This is a genomic window from Pseudomonas sp. NPDC085632 (genome assembly GCF_044541255.1).
Taxonomy (GTDB): Bacteria; Pseudomonadota; Gammaproteobacteria; order Pseudomonadales; family Pseudomonadaceae; genus Aquipseudomonas.
This window is the reverse complement of record NZ_JBITSX010000007.1, coordinates 128,576-146,405: the sequence shown is the minus strand read 5'-3', so window position 1 is coordinate 146,405 and position 17,830 is coordinate 128,576. Positions and strand designations below refer to the sequence as shown.

The window sequence follows — 17,830 nt, the reverse complement described above, 5'->3', positions numbered from 1 at the left end:
GCCTGATAAAACCCGAGTAACCCAAGCACCGACAGCGGCATGCAGCCGCGGTGATTTCCTGCCGCACCGAAAAAGAGTGCACCCGCCGACGACACCCGGCGGGAACCGACAACAATAAGGAAAAGATCATGAATCGTGCCGAAACAATGCCTGGTCTCGCCGTCCGTTCTGCCTCGTTCCGGGTCGCCCAGTGGCGCATGCTGCTGGCGGCGATGTTCTGTTACCTGTTTTTCTACACCGGGCGGCAGACCTTCGGTTTTGCCATTCCGGGGATTCAGGCTGAATTTGGCTTGAGCAAGGAAACCCTCGGTTGGGCGTCCGCTGCGATGCTTTGGGCTTATGCGATTGGTCAAGCCATCAACGGCAACCTCGCCGACAAGTTCGGTGGCCGGCGGATCATGACGCTGGGTGCGGTGTTGTCCTGCGCGGCGAACTGGGTGACCAGTTTTGCCAGTGGTTTCACCAGCCTGATTCTGCCGTGGGGCGTCAACGGTTACTTTCAGGCCTTGGGCTGGGCGCCGGGCGGGCGGTTGATTGCCAATTGGTGGGCAGCGGGTGAGCGCGGCAAGGTCTATGGCTTCTACACCTTCGCCGCCGGTTGCGCGTCGATTCTGTCGTACGTCACCTCTATCGTCGTGCTCGAAGTGCTGCAACTGGAATGGCGCTGGATCTTCCGCTTGCCGGTGCTGCTGATGCTCGCCGGCGGGATCATCTTCTATCTGGTCGCCCGCGAACGGCCGCAGGATCTGGGCTTCGAACCGGTGGGCGATACCGGCGTGGCCAACGCTGACGACAAACATCAGGAAGCCGCCCATGGCGAAGTCGAGTCCTCGGCACAACGCTATAAAGCCGTGCTGAGGAATCCCCGGCTGCTGATCGCCGCACTGTCACTGGGTTTTCAGAACGCGGCGCGCTACGGCTTGATCGTCTGGGTGCCGGTGCACTTTCTCGGCGCCAACTGGAAAAGCGGCGACAGCATGGTCGACCCGAAATGGATTACCGTCGCCCTCCCCGTCGGCATGGCGGTCGGTGCGTTGAGCAACGGCTGGGTGTCGGACAAGCTGTTCGGTTCCAAGCGTTATCTGGCGATCATGCTCTATATGGTGCTGGGTGCTGCGACCAGTTTGTGGATGTGGAGTCTGCCGCCACACAGCGTGATCGGTTTGGTCGCCCTGTTCCTTTGCGGCTTCTTCGTCTATGGCCCGGCCTCGAGTTTCTGGGCGCTGTGTCCTGACCTGGTCGGTGCCAAACGCGCGGGTACGGCGACCGGGATCATGAACTTTTCGTCCTACCTGTTCGCCGGACTGGCCGAGCCGATGATCGGGCGTCTGCTTGACACCACGGCAAACACGTCTCTCATCTTCATAGTGGTCACCAGCGCCTGCCTGTGCAGCGCAGCAGTGGCATTGTTCATTCGTCGCTGACGGGGCTTGCATGTACCAGTATCACAAGTGGTTGCGTTCGTTTCATGCAGTGGCCAAGACCGGCAGTTTTACCCTTGCGGCAGAGTACCTCAGTGTCGGTCAGCCGACCGTCAGCGAGCAGGTCAACGCACTGGAGAACACCTTCTCGGTCGAGCTGTTCCATCGCCGCGGACGCTACATCGAAATGAGCGCAGCCGGGCACAAGCTCTACGCCATCACCCAAGGCCTGTTCGGTCAGGAGGATGAAGCCGTGCAGCTGTTGCAGAGCTTCAAGCAGCGCAAGACCGGCATGTTGCGCCTTGGCGCGGTGTCGCCGCCGATTGCCATGAACCTGACCTATGAGTTGATGCAGCGCCATCCGGATATCGAACTGGAAACGTCGTTTTCCTCGGAAAAGGACACTCTGGCGCGGCTGTTCAACTTCGATATCGACGTGGCGATTCTGGCCTTGTCGGAATTCGATGAGCGCTTCCACACGCGGCTGTACCACCGTTATCCGATCATCGCCGTGGTCCGCGATGACCATCCGTGGGCCAGCCAGTCGCAGGTTCACATCAGTGAAATCAGCGGCGAAAAATGGGTGATGCGCGAGAAAAGTGCGCGCACCCGGCAACTGGTGGAAGAAAGCTGCAAGCGCCTCGACATCGAACTTAATTGCGTCATGCAACTGAACAGCCGCGAAGCCATCGTCCACGCCATCGTCAAGGGCATCGGCATCGGGTTTGTCTCGGCGGTCGAGTACGCCGAAACACCCGGCACCACGCCGATCACCTTTGTCGACCACCCGTTCTCTATCGAATACCACCTGTGCTGCCTCGGCATCCGCAGGAACCGGCCAGTGATTGCCGAACTGTTTGATTCGAATCCACCGCTGACCTGATCAGCATTGACCCTTGAACCGCCTACCTCATTGCCGAGGGACGGCCCACGCTTACCCGAAAACGGAGATTGACCATGCAGTACCAACAACCGACTCACCTGCAAGCCGCGATCCTCGACTGGGCCGGCACCGTTGTCGATTTCGGCTCGTTTGCGCCAACGCAGATTTTCGTCGAAGCCTTTGCCGAATTCGGCGTCGCCGTGTCGCTGGAAGAAGCGCGCGGGCCAATGGGCATGGGCAAGTGGGATCACATCCGGACCCTGTGCAACCTGCCGCAGATTGCCGAACGTTACCGCGCGGCGTTTGACCGCGTGCCGAGTGACGAGGATGTCACGGCGATCTACGAACGTTTCATGCCGCTGCAGATCGAGAAAATCGGCCTGCATTCGGCGTTGATCCCGGGCGCACTCGAGGCGATTGCGGCGTTGCGCGACAAGGGTTTGAAAATCGGTTCGTGCTCCGGTTATCCGGCGGTGGTGATGGCCAAGGTTGTCGAACTGGCGCGGGACAATGGTTATGTCGCCGACCATGTCGTCGCCACCGATGAAGTGCCGAATGGCCGGCCGCATCCGGCGCAGGCGCTGGCTAACGTGATTGCTCTGGGCATCGATGACGTGGCGGCGTGCGTCAAGGTCGATGACACCTGGCCGGGGATTCTCGAAGGTCGCAGCGCCGGCATGTGGACGGTGGCGCTGACCTGTTCCGGCAACGCACTGGGCCTGACCTATGAGCAATACAAGGCGTTGCCGTTGGATCGACTGGCGGAAGAACGTGCGCGGATCGGCAAGATGTTCGCCCCCTCGCGCCCGCATTACTTGATCGACACCATCGCCGAACTGCCTGAAGTCATCGACGACATCAACGCACGCCTGGCGCGCGGCGAAACCCCGCAGTCCTGCTGAAACCTGATCGTTCCCACGCTCTGCGTGGGAGTGCAGCCCGTGACGCTCCGCGTCACTGGACGCGGAGCGTCCCTAGAGGCATTCCCACGCAGAGCGTGGGAACGATCAGTGGCCTCGCTCAAATCGCAGGCAAAAAAAAGCTGCCAGTCTCGGCAGCAAAAACTTTAAGAACACGCGATGTATTGGCCTCAGCATAGACGCCGGATAATGACAGTGTCATGACAACCGCAAATTCACTGAACCGCCCCTGCCCCGTCATCAGGATGTCATCAAGATCACGGCAGAATCCTCGCAAACCGTCTTGAGCCTTGCGACGGATGCTTTGCAGGGATCCCCCATGAAAGAAGACGCCTCGCTGTTCGCCGCCATCGACCTGGGTTCGAATGCCTTTCGCCTGATGATCGGCCAATCTGTGCGCAGCCGAAAGGGTCTGCAGATTCAGGAAGTGAAAACCCTGCGTGAACCGGTGCGTCTCGCCGAAGGCATTGACGGCGGCACACTGGATGCCTTGGCGCTGGATCGCGGCTGGCAGGCATTGGCGCGGTTCGGCAAAAAGCTGCGCGGTTTCGAGGCCGGTCGGGTTCGTGCGGTGGCGACCAGCGCAGTGCGCGAGGCTGATAACGCGCAGCTGTTTCTGGCCAGTGCCGAACGGCATCTGGGCTTTCCCATCGACGTGATTTGCGGCCATGAAGAGGCGCGACTGGTCTACGCCGGCGTGACCCACGCCTTGCCGAGCGCCGCAGACCTGCGCCTGGTGGTCGACATCGGCGGCGGTTCCACCGAGCTGATCCTCGGCCAGGGCGCGCAACCGTTGCTCACCGAAAGCATCGCCATCGGCAGCGGCACCTTGAGCACGCGGTTCTTTCGCGGGGGCGATGTGTCCGCCGGTGCGCTACAGGAAGCCGAGCGCTTCGCCATTCTGCAGTTTGAAAAAGTAGCCCGACGCTACCGTGCTCAGGGCTGGCAGCAAACCATCGGCTCTTCCGGCACCGCGCGCATGCTCGCCAAAGTGCTCAAGGCCAATCGCCTCAACGACTACGATCAGGACGGCATCACCTACGGCGGGCTACTACGCCTGTCATTGCTTCTACTGAAGGTGAACAACGTCCAGCAACTGAAACTGGCCGGCCTGCAACCACACCGCCAGAGCATTCTGCCCGGCGGTCTGGTGTTGATGCTCGCGGCATTCAAAGTGTTCGGCATTGCGCAAATGCTGCCGTCGGAACCGGGCCTGCGTTTAGGCGTGTTGCACGGTTTGATGAGCCAGCACTAATCCTTGCCGCGACAGATTCGTCTCCCCTTCAGCGGCGCGATCGACTACCATGCCGCCGCCGGTTTCCAAACGGGATTAATAGGGAATCCGAGGTGCTTGCACAGCATCGATCGGAACTGCCCCCGCAACTGTAGGTGCTGAGCCTGCTCCACGACTGCCACTGGGTGAACCCCGGGAAGGCCGGAGCCAGGCGATGACGCATCAGTCAGGAGACCTGCCGGCACAGTGACTACTAACCGGCGGGGTGTCCGGGAAGGACATCGTGCCGTGCGCGTCTTTGTTTACTGCCCGGCCTTGCGCTGTTGCCCTGACTGCGTTCGACGATGTGTTTCCGATCCGTACTCTCCCGCTCCCCGTACGGTTCCCTCGGAGACTGACCCATGCTGCTGCCCCGTATCGCCACCCTCATCACCGGCCTGAGCCTCGGCGCCCTGGCGCAGGCGGCACCGACTGTCTATCCGCTGACAGTCGAAAACTGCGGCAGCACTCTGACCTTCCAGCACGCACCGACGCGCACCGTGACCATCGGCCAGGCCGGCACGGAAATGCTCTACGCCATGGGCCTGAGCGACAAAGTCGTCGGCACCTCACTGTGGTTCAACAACGTGCTGGCCAAATACAAGGCGCAGAACGACCAGATCGAGCGCCTGGCCGATAACGAACCGAGCTTTGAATCGGTGATCGGCAAGCGTCCGGAACTGGTCGCCGTGGAACTGGAATGGATGGTCGGCCCGCAAGGCGCGGTGGGCACCCGCGAGCAGTTTCATGAACTGAAGATTCCGACCTATCTGCTGCCTTCCGATTGCGAAGCCAAGGACAACCTCGTCGGCGCCGACGGCACGCGACTGGCACCGTTTCGCATCGACACGATCTATAAGAGCGTGAGCCAACTGGCGCAAATCTTCGATGTGCAGGAGCGTGGCCAGCAGCTCAACGACGAACTCAAGGCCAGCCTCGCCCAATCCATTGCCACCGCCCAGGGCAAAAAACTGAAGAACGCCAGCGCACTGGTGTGGTTCTCCAGCGCACAAATGGACATCGAGCCATTCGTGGCCGGGCACAAAGGCATTCCCGATTTCATGCTCAGCACCCTCGGCGTGCGCAACGTGGTGGAATCCGATGAGGAGTGGCCAACGGTCGGCTGGGAAACCATCGCCAAGGCCAATCCAACCTTTCTCGTCATCGCGCGCATGGATCGTCGCCGCTTCCCTGCTGACGACTATGAAAAGAAACTCGCCTTCCTGCGCAGCGATCCGGTCACGCGCAACATGGACGCGGTGAAACACAACCGCATCATCATTCTCGACGCGATGGCCATGCAGGCCAGCCTGCGCATGTTCGAGGGTATCGAGCAATTGGCCACGGCCATCAACGGCTATGACCTGTCGCAATGAGTGCCAGCCTGCTCCGTACGTTGCTGGCCTTGGCGATGCTGTTGATTGCAGTGGTCGCTGGCGTGGCCATCGGTGAAACCTCGATTGAACCGGGCGTGGTGTTACAAGTGCTGGCCAACAAGCTGTGGGGCGCCGGGCATGTGCTCGACCCTATTGATGAAGGCATTGTCTGGAACTACCGCCTGACCCGTGCACTGGTCGCGGCAGCCTGCGGTGCCGGTCTGGCGACGTGCGGGGTGATTCTGCAATCGTTGCTGCGCAACCCGTTGGCGGATCCGTATCTGCTGGGGATATCTGCCGGCGCCTCGACCGGGGCGGTGATGGTGGCGCTGCTCGGGGTTGGCGCCGGGATGATCTCGCTGTCAGTCGGTGCCTTCGCCGGCGCGGTCACGGCGTTCGTGCTGGTCATTCTGCTGGCGAGAGTCAGCGGTTCGGCCAGCGGCACCGGGCAGATCATTCTCGCGGGGATCGCCGGCTCGCAGCTGTTCAATGCGCTGACGGCGTTTCTGATCACCCGCTCGGCCAGCTCCGAGCAGGCACGCGGGATCATGTTCTGGCTGCTGGGCAATCTCGGTGGCGTGCGCTGGCCATCGGTGTGGCTGGCGGTGCCGGTGGCCGTGTTGGGACTGGTCGTGTGCCTGTGGCATCGCCGGGCGCTGGATGCGTTCACCTTTGGTGCGGATTCGGCGGCATCCCTCGGTATTCCGGTGCGACGCGTACAGATTCTGCTGATTGGCTGCGCGGCGCTGGTGACGGCAGTGATGGTGTCGATTGTCGGCTCGATCGGTTTTGTCGGTCTGGTGATCCCCCACGCCGCGCGGCTGTTGCTTGGCACCGGTCACGCGCGGTTGCTGCCGGCCAGTGCCTTGGGCGGTGCGGTGTTTTTGATTGCCGCTGATGTGCTGTCGCGGACGTTGATCAAGGGCCAGGTGATTCCGGTCGGGGTGATTACCGCGCTGGTCGGTGCGCCGGTATTTGCCTTGATTCTGGTTGGCCGCAGGTCCGCGCGATGAACAGTGTTCTGAGTTGTTCAGGTCTGACGTTCAAGGTGCGTGGTGCCGAGTTGCTCAACGGTGTCAGCCTTGACGTTCAGCGTGGCGAAACCCTCGGCATCGTCGGGCCAAATGGCTCGGGTAAATCCACCCTGTTGAAATTGCTGGCCGGGTTACGCGAACCGAGCGCCGGCGAGGTACTGCTCGACGGTCAGCGCCTCGGCAAAATGGCCCGGCGCAGCATTGCGCAGAAGCTTGCGGTGGTCGAACAACAGGCCGACACCGACGACGGCATTCGCGTGTTCGATGCGGTTGCGTTGGGACGCACGCCCTGGCTATCGGCGCTGCAGCCGTGGTCGCACGTGGACGACGCCATCGTCGAGCAGGCGTTGACTGACGTTGACGCGATGCACCTGCGCACGCGCCTGTGGCGCAGCCTGTCCGGGGGTGAGCGACAACGGGTACACATCGCTCGGGCCCTGGCGCAGCGACCGCAAATCCTGTTGTTGGATGAGCCAGCCAACCACCTCGACATTCAGCACCAACTGACCATTCTCAACGTGGTACAGGCGTTGCCGGTGACCACGTTGATTGCGCTGCATGATCTTAATCAGGCGTTGAAATGCGATCGTCTGGCGGTGCTGGAGCGCGGGCGGCTGGTGGCGTTGGGCAAGCCGCTGGAGGTGCTGACACCGCAGCGGTTACAGGAGACGTTCGGGGTCAGGGCGCACTATCTGACGGACCCGTTTGATGGGGCGCAGATTCTTCGATTCCACTCATGACGCTGTGCAGGTGAGTGGTCTGCCATATCGGGTCAGCGTCGACGTCAATAATCTCGAAACCCTGCCGCTGCCAGAACGCGATGGCGCCCGGTAAAAACGGATGGGTGTGCAGGTAGATCACTTCTACTTCATTGGCGAGCGCCAGATCCTTGAGTGATTGATACAGTGCGCCGGCCAGGCCGGAGCGGCGCTGCGCTGGAAGGACGAACAGCCGTACGATTTCCACCACTTTAAGGTCCGGATAGGGCAAGTGCGCGAAGCGTCGGTCGTAAGGGAGATAGCCGATTGAGGCGACAATCTGCCCTTCATGGCGGGCGATCAGAAAGCGCCCTGCCCCACGCAGATAAACCTCGGCAAAACGCACCAGATCGTCGGGCATGCCCGTCGCGCTGAGCTTGGGGAAAAGCTCGGCACGGGCCTTCAGAACAAAATTCAGAACTTCAGGAATGTCTGCGTCGGAAACAGTCTGGATAACGGGTTGATCACTCATGTAGCGGCAAACACCTGGAATGCGGCTGGGCACAGTAGCAACAACAGGTCCCGCGAAGCCATCCAGAATCTTATGACTTGCACAAAACCCTGTGGGAGCGAGCCTGCTCGCGAAGGCGGCAGATCATCCAACAATGATGTTGACTGACAGGACGCTTTCGCGAGCAGGCTCGCTCCCACAGGTATTGTGTTTCATGCAAGTTGAGCGTTACGCCAGCTCTTTGCGCAACTGCCGGGCGGCGGTGACCATGTGCACCAGCGCCGCTTCAGTCTCCGGCCAGCCACGGGTCTTCAAGCCGCAGTCCGGGTTGACCCACAGGCGCTCGGCCGGAATACGCTTGGCAGCCTTGCGCAGCAGATTGGCCATTTCCGAAGCATCCGGCACCCGTGGCGAGTGAATGTCGTAGACGCCCGGGCCGATGTCGTTCGGGTAAGCGAACGCTTCGAAGGCATTTAGCAACTCCATGTCGGAACGCGAGGTTTCGATGGTGATCACGTCGGCATCCATGGCCGCGATGGATTCGATCACATCGTTGAACTCGCTGTAGCACATGTGCGTGTGGATCTGCGTTTCGTCTCGTACACCGGAGGCGCACAGGCGGAACACTTCAGTCGCCCAGTCCAGGTAATGCTGCCACTGCGCCTGACGCAACGGCAGACCTTCACGGAACGCCGCCTCGTCGATCTGCACGATCTTGATGCCGGCGGCTTCCAGATCCACCACCTCATCGCGGATCGCCAGCGCCAATTGGCGGGCCTGCACTTCACGGCTCACGTCTTCACGCGGGAACGACCACATCAGCATGGTCACGGGACCGGTCAACATGCCTTTCATGACTTTGTCGGTGAGGCCTTGGGCGTAGCGGATCCACTCGACCGTCATGGCTTTCGGGCGGCTGAGGTCGCCGAAGATCACCGCCGGTTTCACACAACGCGAACCGTAACTCTGTACCCAGCCAAAACGCGTGAACACGTAGCCATCGAGTTGTTCGGCGAAGTATTCGACCATGTCGTTGCGCTCGGCTTCACCGTGTACCAGCACATCAAGGCCCAAACGCTCCTGGATTTCCACCGCGTGGCGAATTTCGCTGTGCATGGCTTCGGTGTATTCGGCTTCGGTCAGCTTGCCCTGTTTGAACGACTGGCGAGCGAGACGGATCGAGGCGGTTTGCGGAAACGAACCGATCGTCGTGGTCGGGAACAGCGGCAGATCCAGCCCCGCGCGTTGCTTGGCAATGCGCTGAGTGAACAGCGATTGACGCCGACTGTCCTTGGCCGTAATCGCAGCAACCCGCGCTTGAACCGCAGGTTTGTGAATACGCGGCGAGGCCGCGCGGGCAGCCTGCACCGAGCGGCTTTCAGTCAATGCACGCAGCACTTTCGGTGCTTCCGGCTCATTGACCGCTTGAGCCAGAACAGCCACTTCTTCGCACTTCTGCACAGCGAAGGCCAGCCAGCTTTTCAACTCGGCATCGAGCTTGTCTTCACGGCCCAGATCCACCGGGCTGTGCAGCAACGAGCAGGACGGCGCGACCCACAGGCGATCACCCAGACGCTCATGGGCATGCTGCAAAGTCGCCAGCGCGTTTTCCAGATCGCAACGCCAGACGTTACGGCCATTGACCACGCCCAGGGACAACACTTTATAGGCCGGCAGACGATCGAGAATGGTCGGGTACTGCTCCGGTGCGCGCACCAGATCGATGTGCAGGCCATCGACGGGAAGGTTCGCCGCCAGTCCAAGGTTTTCTTCCAGGCCACCGAAGTACGTGGCCAGCAGTTTCTTCAGCGGATCACGCTGGATCTGGTTGTAGGCACGCTCGAAAGCGTTCTTCCATTCCTGCGGCAGATCGAGTACCAGAATCGGTTCGTCGATTTGTACCCACTCCACGCCTTGAGCAGCGAGACGCGCAAAGATCTGCCCGTACAGCGGCAGCAAACGATCCAGCAATTCCAGCTTGTCGAATTCAGCACCCTTGGCCTTGCCCAGCCACAGATAAGTCAGCGGGCCGATGATCACCGGTTTGACGTTGTGGCCCAGCGCGCGGGCTTCTTCGACCTCTTCGAACAACTGCTCCCAGCCCAACTGGAACTGCTGATCAGCGCTGAATTCCGGGACCAGATAGTGGTAGTTGGTGTCGAACCACTTGGTCATTTCCTGGGCGTGCGCACCGCCGCAGCAACTGTCGCTGACGCCACGGGCCATGCCGAACAGGGTTTGCAGATTGGCTTTGCCATCGTGCGGGCGGAAGCGCTCAGGGATCACACCGAACATCAGCGAATGCGTCAGCACCTGGTCGTACCAGGCGAAATCGCCGACCGGCAGCAGCTCGATGCCGGCGTTTTTCTGCAAGTCCCAGTGGGCCTTGCGCAGCTCGCGACCGACTTCACGCAGGCCTGCCTCGTTCAGTTCTCCTTTCCAGAACGCCTCTTGCGCTTTCTTCAGTTCGCGGTCGCGACCGATGCGCGGAAATCCAAGGGAATGGGCCAGTGCCATAACAAACAACTCCAATGTCTTGTTGATGGCGGCCATTGTCGGCACCGGAGCCTAGTGAGACAAACTCATTTTAATCTTGATCAACACGAGCTTTCCTCATGATCAAATCATCGCTGAAAACGCCTCTGACTTGCGCATTGGCAAAAACACCAAGCCGTTTTTGCTGCAGGAAATTTCTTCACGGATCAAGCGATTGGTGAGCGTGACGACGCCCTTTGAAAACTCGATGACGCCTCTGTGTAAACGCACTCAAACCCGCCCCGGCAGGTCTTTGATTTCGATCTATCGTTAGATCGAAATGGCTGAATTGGCGACCGACTAAAGGTTGCGACAGCTGATGTCTGAGCCTATGTTGCACGCGAGTCTTTTCCCCGCGATTGGAACGCGATCAACACCACCTAGAGGTGAAGAAATGTCAAAGGAATCACGCCCTGCCGTACTTGGGCTGATCGGCAATACTCCGCTGGTACAAGTCACCCGCTTCGACACCGGGCCTTGCACGCTGTTTCTCAAACTTGAATCGCAGAACCCTGGGGGTTCGATCAAGGATCGCATCGGTCTGGCGATGATCGACGCCGCCGAACGCGATGGACGCCTGCAACCCGGTGGCACCATTGTTGAAGCCACCGCCGGCAACACCGGTCTGGGCCTGGCACTGGTTGGTCGCGCCAAAGGTTATCGCGTGGTGCTTGTCGTACCGGACAAAATGTCCACCGAGAAAGTCCTGCACTTGAAGGCCATGGGCGCCGAGGTGCACATCACTCGTTCCGATGTCGGCAAGGGCCATCCCGAGTATTACCAGGACGTCGCCGCCCGTTTGGCAAAAGACATTCCCGGCGCATTCTTCGCCGACCAGTTCAACAACCCGGCCAACCCGTTGGCTCATGAATGCAGCACTGCGCCGGAAATCTGGGCGCAAACCGAACATGATCTGGACGCCATCGTCGTCGGTGTCGGTTCGGCCGGTACGCTGACCGGCCTGAGCCGCTTCTTCAAGCGTGTGCAACCGGATCTGGAAATGGTCCTCGCCGACCCGGTCGGTTCGGTGATGGCGCAATACAGCCGCGACGGCTCGCTGCCGACGCCCGGCTCTTGGGCGGTGGAAGGCATCGGCGAGGACTTCATTCCGTCGATCACCGACCTCTCCAGCGTGCGCCACGCCTACTCGATCAGCGATGAAGAAAGCTTCGATCACGCCCGCCAGTTGCTCAAGGCCGAGGGTATTCTCGGCGGCTCGTCGACCGGCACCCTGCTCGCTGCGGCGCTACGTTATTGCCGTGAACAGACCGAGCCAAAACGCGTGGTGAGTTTTGTCTGCGACACCGGTACGCGTTACCTGTCGAAGGTCTACAACGACCAGTGGATGACCGATCAAGGCCTGTTGCAGCGCAAAGGTTACGGTGACCTGCGCGACCTGATCGCCCGGCGTTTCGAGGACGGCCGCGTGATCAGTGTCGGCCCCGGCGACACCTTGCTGACTGCGTTCCAGCGCATGCGCCTGGCGGATGTCTCGCAACTGCCGGTGCTGGTGGAAGGCAAGCAACTGGTCGGCGTCATCGACGAATCGGACATCCTGCTGCCGGTGCACGAGGACGCCGCGCGCTTCAGCCAGTCAGTCTCCAGCGTGATGACCGACAAGCTGCAAACCCTTGCGCCCGGCGCCAGCCTTTCTGAACTGGAAGCGGTGCTCAGCCGTGGCCTCGTCGCCATCATCGCCGATGCATCGGGTTTCCATGGCCTGATCACGCGCACCGACATGCTCAACCAATTACGGAGATCCCTCGCATGAGTCTGCACGACGATAAATCCCAAGGCTTCGCGACCCGCGTGATCCACGCCGGGCAGGCGCCGGACCCGACCACCGGCGCGCTGATGCCGCCGATCTACGCCAACTCCACGTACCTGCAAGACAGCCCCGGCGTGCACAAGGGTTTTGATTACGGGCGCTCGCACAACCCGACGCGTTTTGCCCTTGAGCGCTGCGTGGCGGACCTTGAAGGCGGCAGCCGTGCATTTGCGTTCGCTTCCGGGCTGGCGGCGATTTCCACGGTGCTGGAATTGCTCGATGCCGGCTCGCACATCGTCTCTGGCAACGACTTGTACGGCGGCACGTTCCGCCTGTTCGACAAGGTCCGTCAGCGCAGTGCGGGGCATCGTTTCAGCTTCGTCGATCTGGCCGATCTGTCGGCGTTCGAAGCGTCGTTGCAGGACGACACACGCATGGTCATGGTCGAGACGCCAACCAACCCGCTGCTGAGCCTGTCGGACCTGGCCGCCATTGCGCGCATCTGCCGCGCTCGCGGGATCATTTGCGTGGCCGACAACACTTTTGCCAGCCCGTACATCCAGCGGCCGCTGGAGTTGGGTTTTGACATCGTGCTGCACTCGACCACCAAGTATTTGAACGGTCACTCCGACGTCATCGGCGGCATCGCCGTGGTCGGCCAGAACGAAGAACTCGCCGAGAAGCTGGGCTTTTTGCAGAACGCGGTCGGTGCGATTGCCGGGCCTTTCGATGCATTCCTGACTCTGCGCGGGGTGAAGACTCTGGCGCTGCGCATGGAGCGTCATTGCAGCAACGCATTGGAGCTGGCGCAGTGGCTGGAACAGCAGCCGCAGGTTAAACGCGTCTACTATCCGGGCCTGAAATCGCATCCGCAGCATGAGTTGGCCAAGCGCCAGATGCGCGGTTTCGGCGGGATGATTTCCGTGGATCTGAACAGTGATCTGGACGGTGCGCGACGCTTCCTCGAGAACGTGAAGATCTTCGCCCTGGCGGAAAGTCTGGGGGGCGTGGAAAGCCTGATCGAGCATCCGGCAATCATGACGCATGCGACCATTCCGGCTGACACTCGCGCGAAACTGGGGATCGGCGATGGGCTGGTGCGTCTGTCGGTGGGTGTTGAAGACGTCGAAGACCTGCGCGCCGATCTGGCGCAGGCGCTGCAATCGATCTGACTTGGCAAGAACGGCAAAGCCCGCACGAAGCGGGCTTTGGTGTTCGAGTAGGCGGCCAGCGCTGGTCTCTGGCTTACAAGGTTTATCGGGCTTCCCACAGTACCGGGCCAATTGAAAAGGTAGTGCCTCGGCTGCTTCACACGGCATAAGGGCTGGATCTCAGCGCGGAGATCTTTCTAACCGTGTACCTTTCGGAGCGCGCCCCACGCCCCCTTGCTATCCGATTGCGCATCAGTCTGCGTCTTCGCCTACATCTTTGAGCCTAGCAAAGGCTCACAGAACCGCCGTGGCGTTTTTAGATTGATTTCAACTGTGCCCGACCCGTACAGGAAGAGAAGCGCCTAACAGCCGTCGATCCCCCCGCCGCGCCGCCTCGCAATCGCGATCTATACTCAATCAGTTCGATCATGATTCTGTCGACACCCGCACGCCCGACGGCGTGCCCGTGCCTTTCGCCAACCAGATTAACCCGAGCCAAATGGGTCGTAGCGCCCGCGATTACGCGGCGAACGATGCCTTATCGCTTTGTGGCTGCTGGGTCGTGGAGAAAAACTATGAGACACAAGCTGTTGTCAGGCGTGCTTCTGGCGGTCGTGGCGACCGTGGTCGTGCCCAATGTCTGGGCGGCGCAGCCGCAGGCGTTGGCTTCCGATGGATCGGATCAGGTAGGTGCCGGGGCAGTGGCTTCGGATGGCTCCGATCACGTTGGCGCAGGCGCGGTGGCTTCTGACGGCGCCGATCATGTTGGCGCTGGTGCGGTCGCTTCTGACGGCGCCGATCACGTTGGCGCTGGCGCGGTCGCTTCTGACGGCGCCGATCACGTTGGCGCTGGCGCGGTCGCTTCTGACGGCGCCGATCACGTTGGCGCTGGTGCGGTCGCTTCTGACGGCGCCGATCACGTTGGCGCAGGTGCGGTCGCTTCTGACGGCTCCGATCACGTTGGCGCCGGTGCGGTGGCTTCTGACGGCGCCGATCATGTTGGCGCCGGTGCGGTCGCTTCTGACGGCGCCGATCACGTTGGCGCTGGCGCGGTCGCTTCTGACGGCGCCGATCATGTTGGAGCAGGCGCGGTGGCTTCTGATGGGGCTGACCATGTTGGTGCGGGCGCGGTCGCTTCCGACGGGGCTGACCATGTTGGTGCGGGCGCGGTCGCTTCTGATGGCGCTGATCGTACCGGTGTCAACCGAGTTGCCTATTCGCGGGTCGGCGTCGGCTCTGATCGTGTTGCCTCAGCACTGATGACAGGCAGTTATTCCGACCAGTTCAACAGCCCTCAGTAGTCCTCCCTTGGCCCAACGGGCGGCGCCAGCGAGCCGCCCGTTGAGCACCGCACTAGCACACTTGTGCTAATCGACCGTCCTCTCACCTGACGTTATATTCCCCCGCAACCCCCGATGTTCCCCAACGTTGCCTGTTCGCAATGCGCGGGATCGTTGTGCCTGGAAATCAGAACAACACCAAGGAAGAAACACCATGAAATCCCTGATCGCAACACTCACTCTCAGCGCCCTGTTCCTGACCGGCTGCGCCACCCCCAAACAATGGGAAGCCACTGGCGGCAGCAAAAACGATGGCATCGTTCAGGTCTCCTATGACCTGGGCCAGTTCGAAAGCGGCCAGACCAGCGCCGAACAAGGCTTGACCGTCGCTGCGCAACGCTGCAAGACCTGGGGCTACAAAAACGCCGAGGTCACCGGCTCCGAGAAAAACAACTGTCGCACCATGGGCCAATACAACTGTCTGCAAACCACCATCACCCAGGATTACCTGTGCAAGCGCTGAACACGCTCTAACTTTGTAGGAGCTGTCGAGTGCAACGAAGCTGCGATCTTTTGATTTTGATCCTGAAAATGAAGATCAAAAGATCGCAGCATGCCGCAGCGCCTATAGGGTTTGGGTTTCGCAGTCGCGCAGCGCTCGTAGGGTTGCGCGCAGTTCGGCCGGACGTACCGGTTTGGACAGAATGGCAATGTCACGGTCTTGCAGGGCCGCCTGGATTTTTTCGACGTCGTGCCCGGTGATGATCATCGCCGGAACCGCCCAGCCTCTGCGCTTGCGCACATCGTCAATACACTCGATGCCAGTGGCGTGGGTGCCGAGGTCATAGTCGGCGACGATGATGTCGCAGTCGGTCATCAGATCCTGCCCGCTCAGCTCGGCTTGAACCACACAGCCCCAACGCTCCAGCAGCGCCGACGTCGCGAGCAATACGTTGCGATCATCCTCCACCAGACATACCTTCAACCCGGTCAGCAAACCGACCTGACGTGCCTCATCACGATTGGCCATTACCTGCGGCGGCGCGGTGATCGGCAAGCCGTACAAAGTCACCGCCGTTCCCCGCCCGAGCCGCGAGCGCAAGGCAACGCCGACTCCGATCAATTCACCCAACCGCTTGACGATCGACAACCCCAATCCCACGCCTTCGACATCTTTGTCGCGCACTTGCCGCACTCGATAAAACTCCTCGAACACCTTGGCCAGATGCTCTTCGGCAATACCGTTACCACGGTCATAAATCACGATGGCCAGCCCCGCTCTGCGCCGGCGCACGCCGATCAGCACCGGCCGCTGCGCGCCATATTTGAAGCAATTGGAAAGCACGTTCTGCACCATGGTCGCCAGCAACGCCGGATCGGTCTGAACCCAGTAGGAACAAGGACGCAAACGCAGCTCGACCCCGGCCCAACACGCCGCCTCGGCGTTCTGACGGATCAGCTCCGCGAGCCACTCACCTAAATTGACGGTTTGCAGTTTGGGCAGAACCCGGCCGTTATCGAGGGTGTACAGATCGAGAATCGAGCGGAACAACTGCGAGACGTTGAGCAGCGATCGGTCGATGTTATCGACCAGACGCCGCTCCTCCTCGCCCAACCGCGACTCCCGCAGACACGCAGTAAACAGGCCGATGGAATGAATCGGCTGGCGCAGATCATGACTCGCTTGCGCGAGAAAGCGCGACTTTTCCAGATTCGCTGCGACGGCTTCTTCGGAGGCTTTGCGTGTGCGCTCCAACAGCAGATGCGCATAGAACGGGATCACCGTGCTGGTGATCATCAGCATCAACACCATAAACGGCTGTGCCTGCCAAATCGGCGTCAGGCGATAAACAGCCAGCAACGCCAGCAAGGCCAGCACCGTGGCAATCGCCAGGTAACGCGAGCCATAGCGCATGCCGTTGCCAAGGTTGACCCAGATAATCACCGCATACAGCGGCAACGCCGCCTCGCCACCGACCACCAGCCCGAAGCAGGTGCCGGTGTAATCGTGAACCATGGCAAAAATCCGTCGCGCCGGATAATGCCCCGGCCAACGCGCAATAGCCTGACGCAAGCCGATCGAGGCCAGCAAAAACACAATGATGTAGGTGATCACCGGCAGATAGGTATCGAAGCGCTGGCCCGGCAAAAAACCCAGTATGAGCATGTAAACCACGGCAATACTGGCGATGATGATGCGCAGATTGGCCTGGTCGAGTTCGGTGTTTTTCTCGAACTTCATGGTTAAACGTCCTTGTGCGGCAATCGTCAGATTCCGAATCAGCCTACAGGCAACCCGTGCGCTCGGTGCTAATGTGCAGACCTTGAGCCACGCCTGACCCAGGGAGGGTCATGCCATGACCTGCCGAATTATCATAGCCGACGATCACCCTTTGTTTCGTGAAGCGATGCTGCGCACGGTTGAGCGTTTGCTGCCTGACGCCGTCCTTGAGGAAGCCGGTGACCTCGACGCCGTACTGGCCCTTTTGCCTTTGGGTGACGAGCCGGACACGCTGATTCTCGATCTCAGATTCCCCGGCCTGACCTGCGTCAGCCAGCTCGCCGAGCTGCGTCGACGCTTGCCGCGCACGACATTGATCGTAGTGTCGATGGTCGATGATCAAGCATTGATCAATGAAGTGATGGCCGCCGGTATCGACGGCTTTATCGGCAAAAACATCGCCCCCGATGAAATCGGTCAGGCGATTCTGGCGATTCGTGAAGGTGAAGTGCTGGTGAAGTTTGCGCCGTCCGGGCTGTTGCCGCTGGAAACCGGTGCCGCCCTCACGCCCCGTCAGCAGGACGTGCTGCGCTTGATCGCCCAAGGCAAGACCAACAAGGAAATCGCCCGTGAGCTGGATATCTCACCGTTCACGGTGCGGATTCATGTGTCCTCACTGTTGCGCACGCTCAACGTACCCTCTCGGGCGGCTGCCGCGGTGAAATACACGGGGACTCTGTAAGAGCTGCCGGTGGGCCG

General features: G+C 60.7%; 15 protein-coding genes and 1 riboswitch. Of the genes, 12 read left to right on the top strand and 3 right to left on the bottom strand.

Features of this window, described 5'->3' with window-relative positions; translation table 11 throughout:
- The first annotated feature begins 128 nt into the window (after positions 1-128).
- The 7 genes from ACIF4X_RS08570 to ACIF4X_RS08540 all read left to right on the top strand — a co-directional run bounded on the left by ACIF4X_RS08570 (position 129) and on the right by ACIF4X_RS08540 (position 7,647).
- Positions 129-1,424, top strand: a complete 1,296-nt coding sequence (locus ACIF4X_RS08570; protein WP_397481772.1) for an MFS transporter — start codon at positions 129-131, stop codon at positions 1,422-1,424.
- A gap of 10 nt (positions 1,425-1,434) precedes the next feature.
- Positions 1,435-2,304, top strand: a complete 870-nt coding sequence (locus tag ACIF4X_RS08565; RefSeq protein WP_397481771.1) for a LysR substrate-binding domain-containing protein — start codon at positions 1,435-1,437, stop codon at positions 2,302-2,304.
- A 74-nt stretch (positions 2,305-2,378) separates the two neighbouring features.
- Positions 2,379-3,206, top strand: a complete 828-nt coding sequence (phnX, locus tag ACIF4X_RS08560; protein WP_397481770.1) for a phosphonoacetaldehyde hydrolase — start codon at positions 2,379-2,381, stop codon at positions 3,204-3,206.
- 337 nt (positions 3,207-3,543) lie between these two features.
- A complete protein-coding gene (locus ACIF4X_RS08555; RefSeq protein ID WP_397481769.1) occupies positions 3,544-4,479 on the top strand; it encodes a Ppx/GppA family phosphatase in 936 nt (311 codons plus the stop codon).
- A gap of 42 nt (positions 4,480-4,521) precedes the next feature.
- Positions 4,522-4,716: riboswitch (cobalamin riboswitch) on the top strand.
- A 143-nt stretch (positions 4,717-4,859) separates the two neighbouring features.
- Complete coding sequence (locus ACIF4X_RS08550; protein ID WP_397481768.1) at positions 4,860-5,873, top strand: ABC transporter substrate-binding protein; 1,014 nt, start codon at positions 4,860-4,862, stop codon at positions 5,871-5,873.
- Between the two features lie 8 nt (positions 5,874-5,881).
- Entirely contained in the window at positions 5,882-6,886 is a 1,005-nt protein-coding gene (locus tag ACIF4X_RS08545; protein WP_397481795.1) for a FecCD family ABC transporter permease, read from the top strand.
- Positions 6,883-7,647: an ABC transporter ATP-binding protein gene (locus tag ACIF4X_RS08540; protein ID WP_397481767.1), complete on the top strand. Its 765-nt coding sequence runs from the start codon at positions 6,883-6,885 to the stop codon at positions 7,645-7,647. The genes ACIF4X_RS08545 and ACIF4X_RS08540 overlap by 4 nt, the downstream gene beginning before the upstream one ends.
- Here ACIF4X_RS08540 and ACIF4X_RS08535 read toward each other — a convergent pair.
- Both ACIF4X_RS08535 and metE read right to left on the bottom strand, forming a co-directional pair.
- Positions 7,586-8,137: a GNAT family N-acetyltransferase gene (locus tag ACIF4X_RS08535; RefSeq protein WP_397481766.1), complete on the bottom strand. Its 552-nt coding sequence runs from the start codon at positions 8,135-8,137 to the stop codon at positions 7,586-7,588. The two genes, ACIF4X_RS08540 and ACIF4X_RS08535, sit on opposite strands and share 62 nt — an antisense overlap.
- 207 nt (positions 8,138-8,344) lie before the next feature.
- Positions 8,345-10,633, bottom strand: a complete 2,289-nt coding sequence (gene metE / locus ACIF4X_RS08530) for a 5-methyltetrahydropteroyltriglutamate--homocysteine S-methyltransferase (RefSeq protein ID WP_397481794.1) — start codon at positions 10,631-10,633, stop codon at positions 8,345-8,347.
- Positions 10,634-11,045: 412 nt separating this feature from the next.
- On the opposite strand from metE, the gene ACIF4X_RS08525 reads away from it, so the two are divergent.
- The 4 genes from ACIF4X_RS08525 to yecR all read left to right on the top strand — a co-directional run bounded on the left by ACIF4X_RS08525 (position 11,046) and on the right by yecR (position 15,373).
- Positions 11,046-12,422, top strand: coding sequence for a pyridoxal-phosphate dependent enzyme (locus tag ACIF4X_RS08525; RefSeq protein WP_038368045.1), 1,377 nt, complete (start codon positions 11,046-11,048; stop codon positions 12,420-12,422).
- The gene (locus ACIF4X_RS08520; protein ID WP_397481765.1) at positions 12,419-13,591 is read left to right on the top strand and encodes a cystathionine gamma-synthase; all 1,173 of its coding nucleotides are present in this window, start codon (positions 12,419-12,421) and stop codon (positions 13,589-13,591) included. Before ACIF4X_RS08525 ends, ACIF4X_RS08520 begins: the two co-directional genes overlap by 4 nt.
- Before the next feature lie 554 nt (positions 13,592-14,145).
- Positions 14,146-14,871, top strand: a complete 726-nt coding sequence (locus tag ACIF4X_RS08515; RefSeq protein WP_397481764.1) for a hypothetical protein — start codon at positions 14,146-14,148, stop codon at positions 14,869-14,871.
- 193 nt (positions 14,872-15,064) lie between these two features.
- A complete protein-coding gene (yecR, locus tag ACIF4X_RS08510) occupies positions 15,065-15,373 on the top strand; it encodes a YecR family lipoprotein (protein ID WP_242206137.1) in 309 nt (102 codons plus the stop codon).
- Between the two features lie 102 nt (positions 15,374-15,475).
- Here yecR and ACIF4X_RS08505 read toward each other — a convergent pair whose 3' ends face one another.
- Positions 15,476-17,092, bottom strand: a complete 1,617-nt coding sequence (locus tag ACIF4X_RS08505) for a hybrid sensor histidine kinase/response regulator (protein ID WP_397481763.1) — start codon at positions 17,090-17,092, stop codon at positions 15,476-15,478.
- Positions 17,093-17,207: 115 nt separating this feature from the next.
- On the opposite strand from ACIF4X_RS08505, the gene ACIF4X_RS08500 reads away from it, so the two are divergent.
- Complete coding sequence (locus ACIF4X_RS08500; protein ID WP_397481762.1) at positions 17,208-17,813, top strand: LuxR C-terminal-related transcriptional regulator; 606 nt, start codon at positions 17,208-17,210, stop codon at positions 17,811-17,813.
- Positions 17,814-17,830 lie beyond the last annotated feature (17 nt).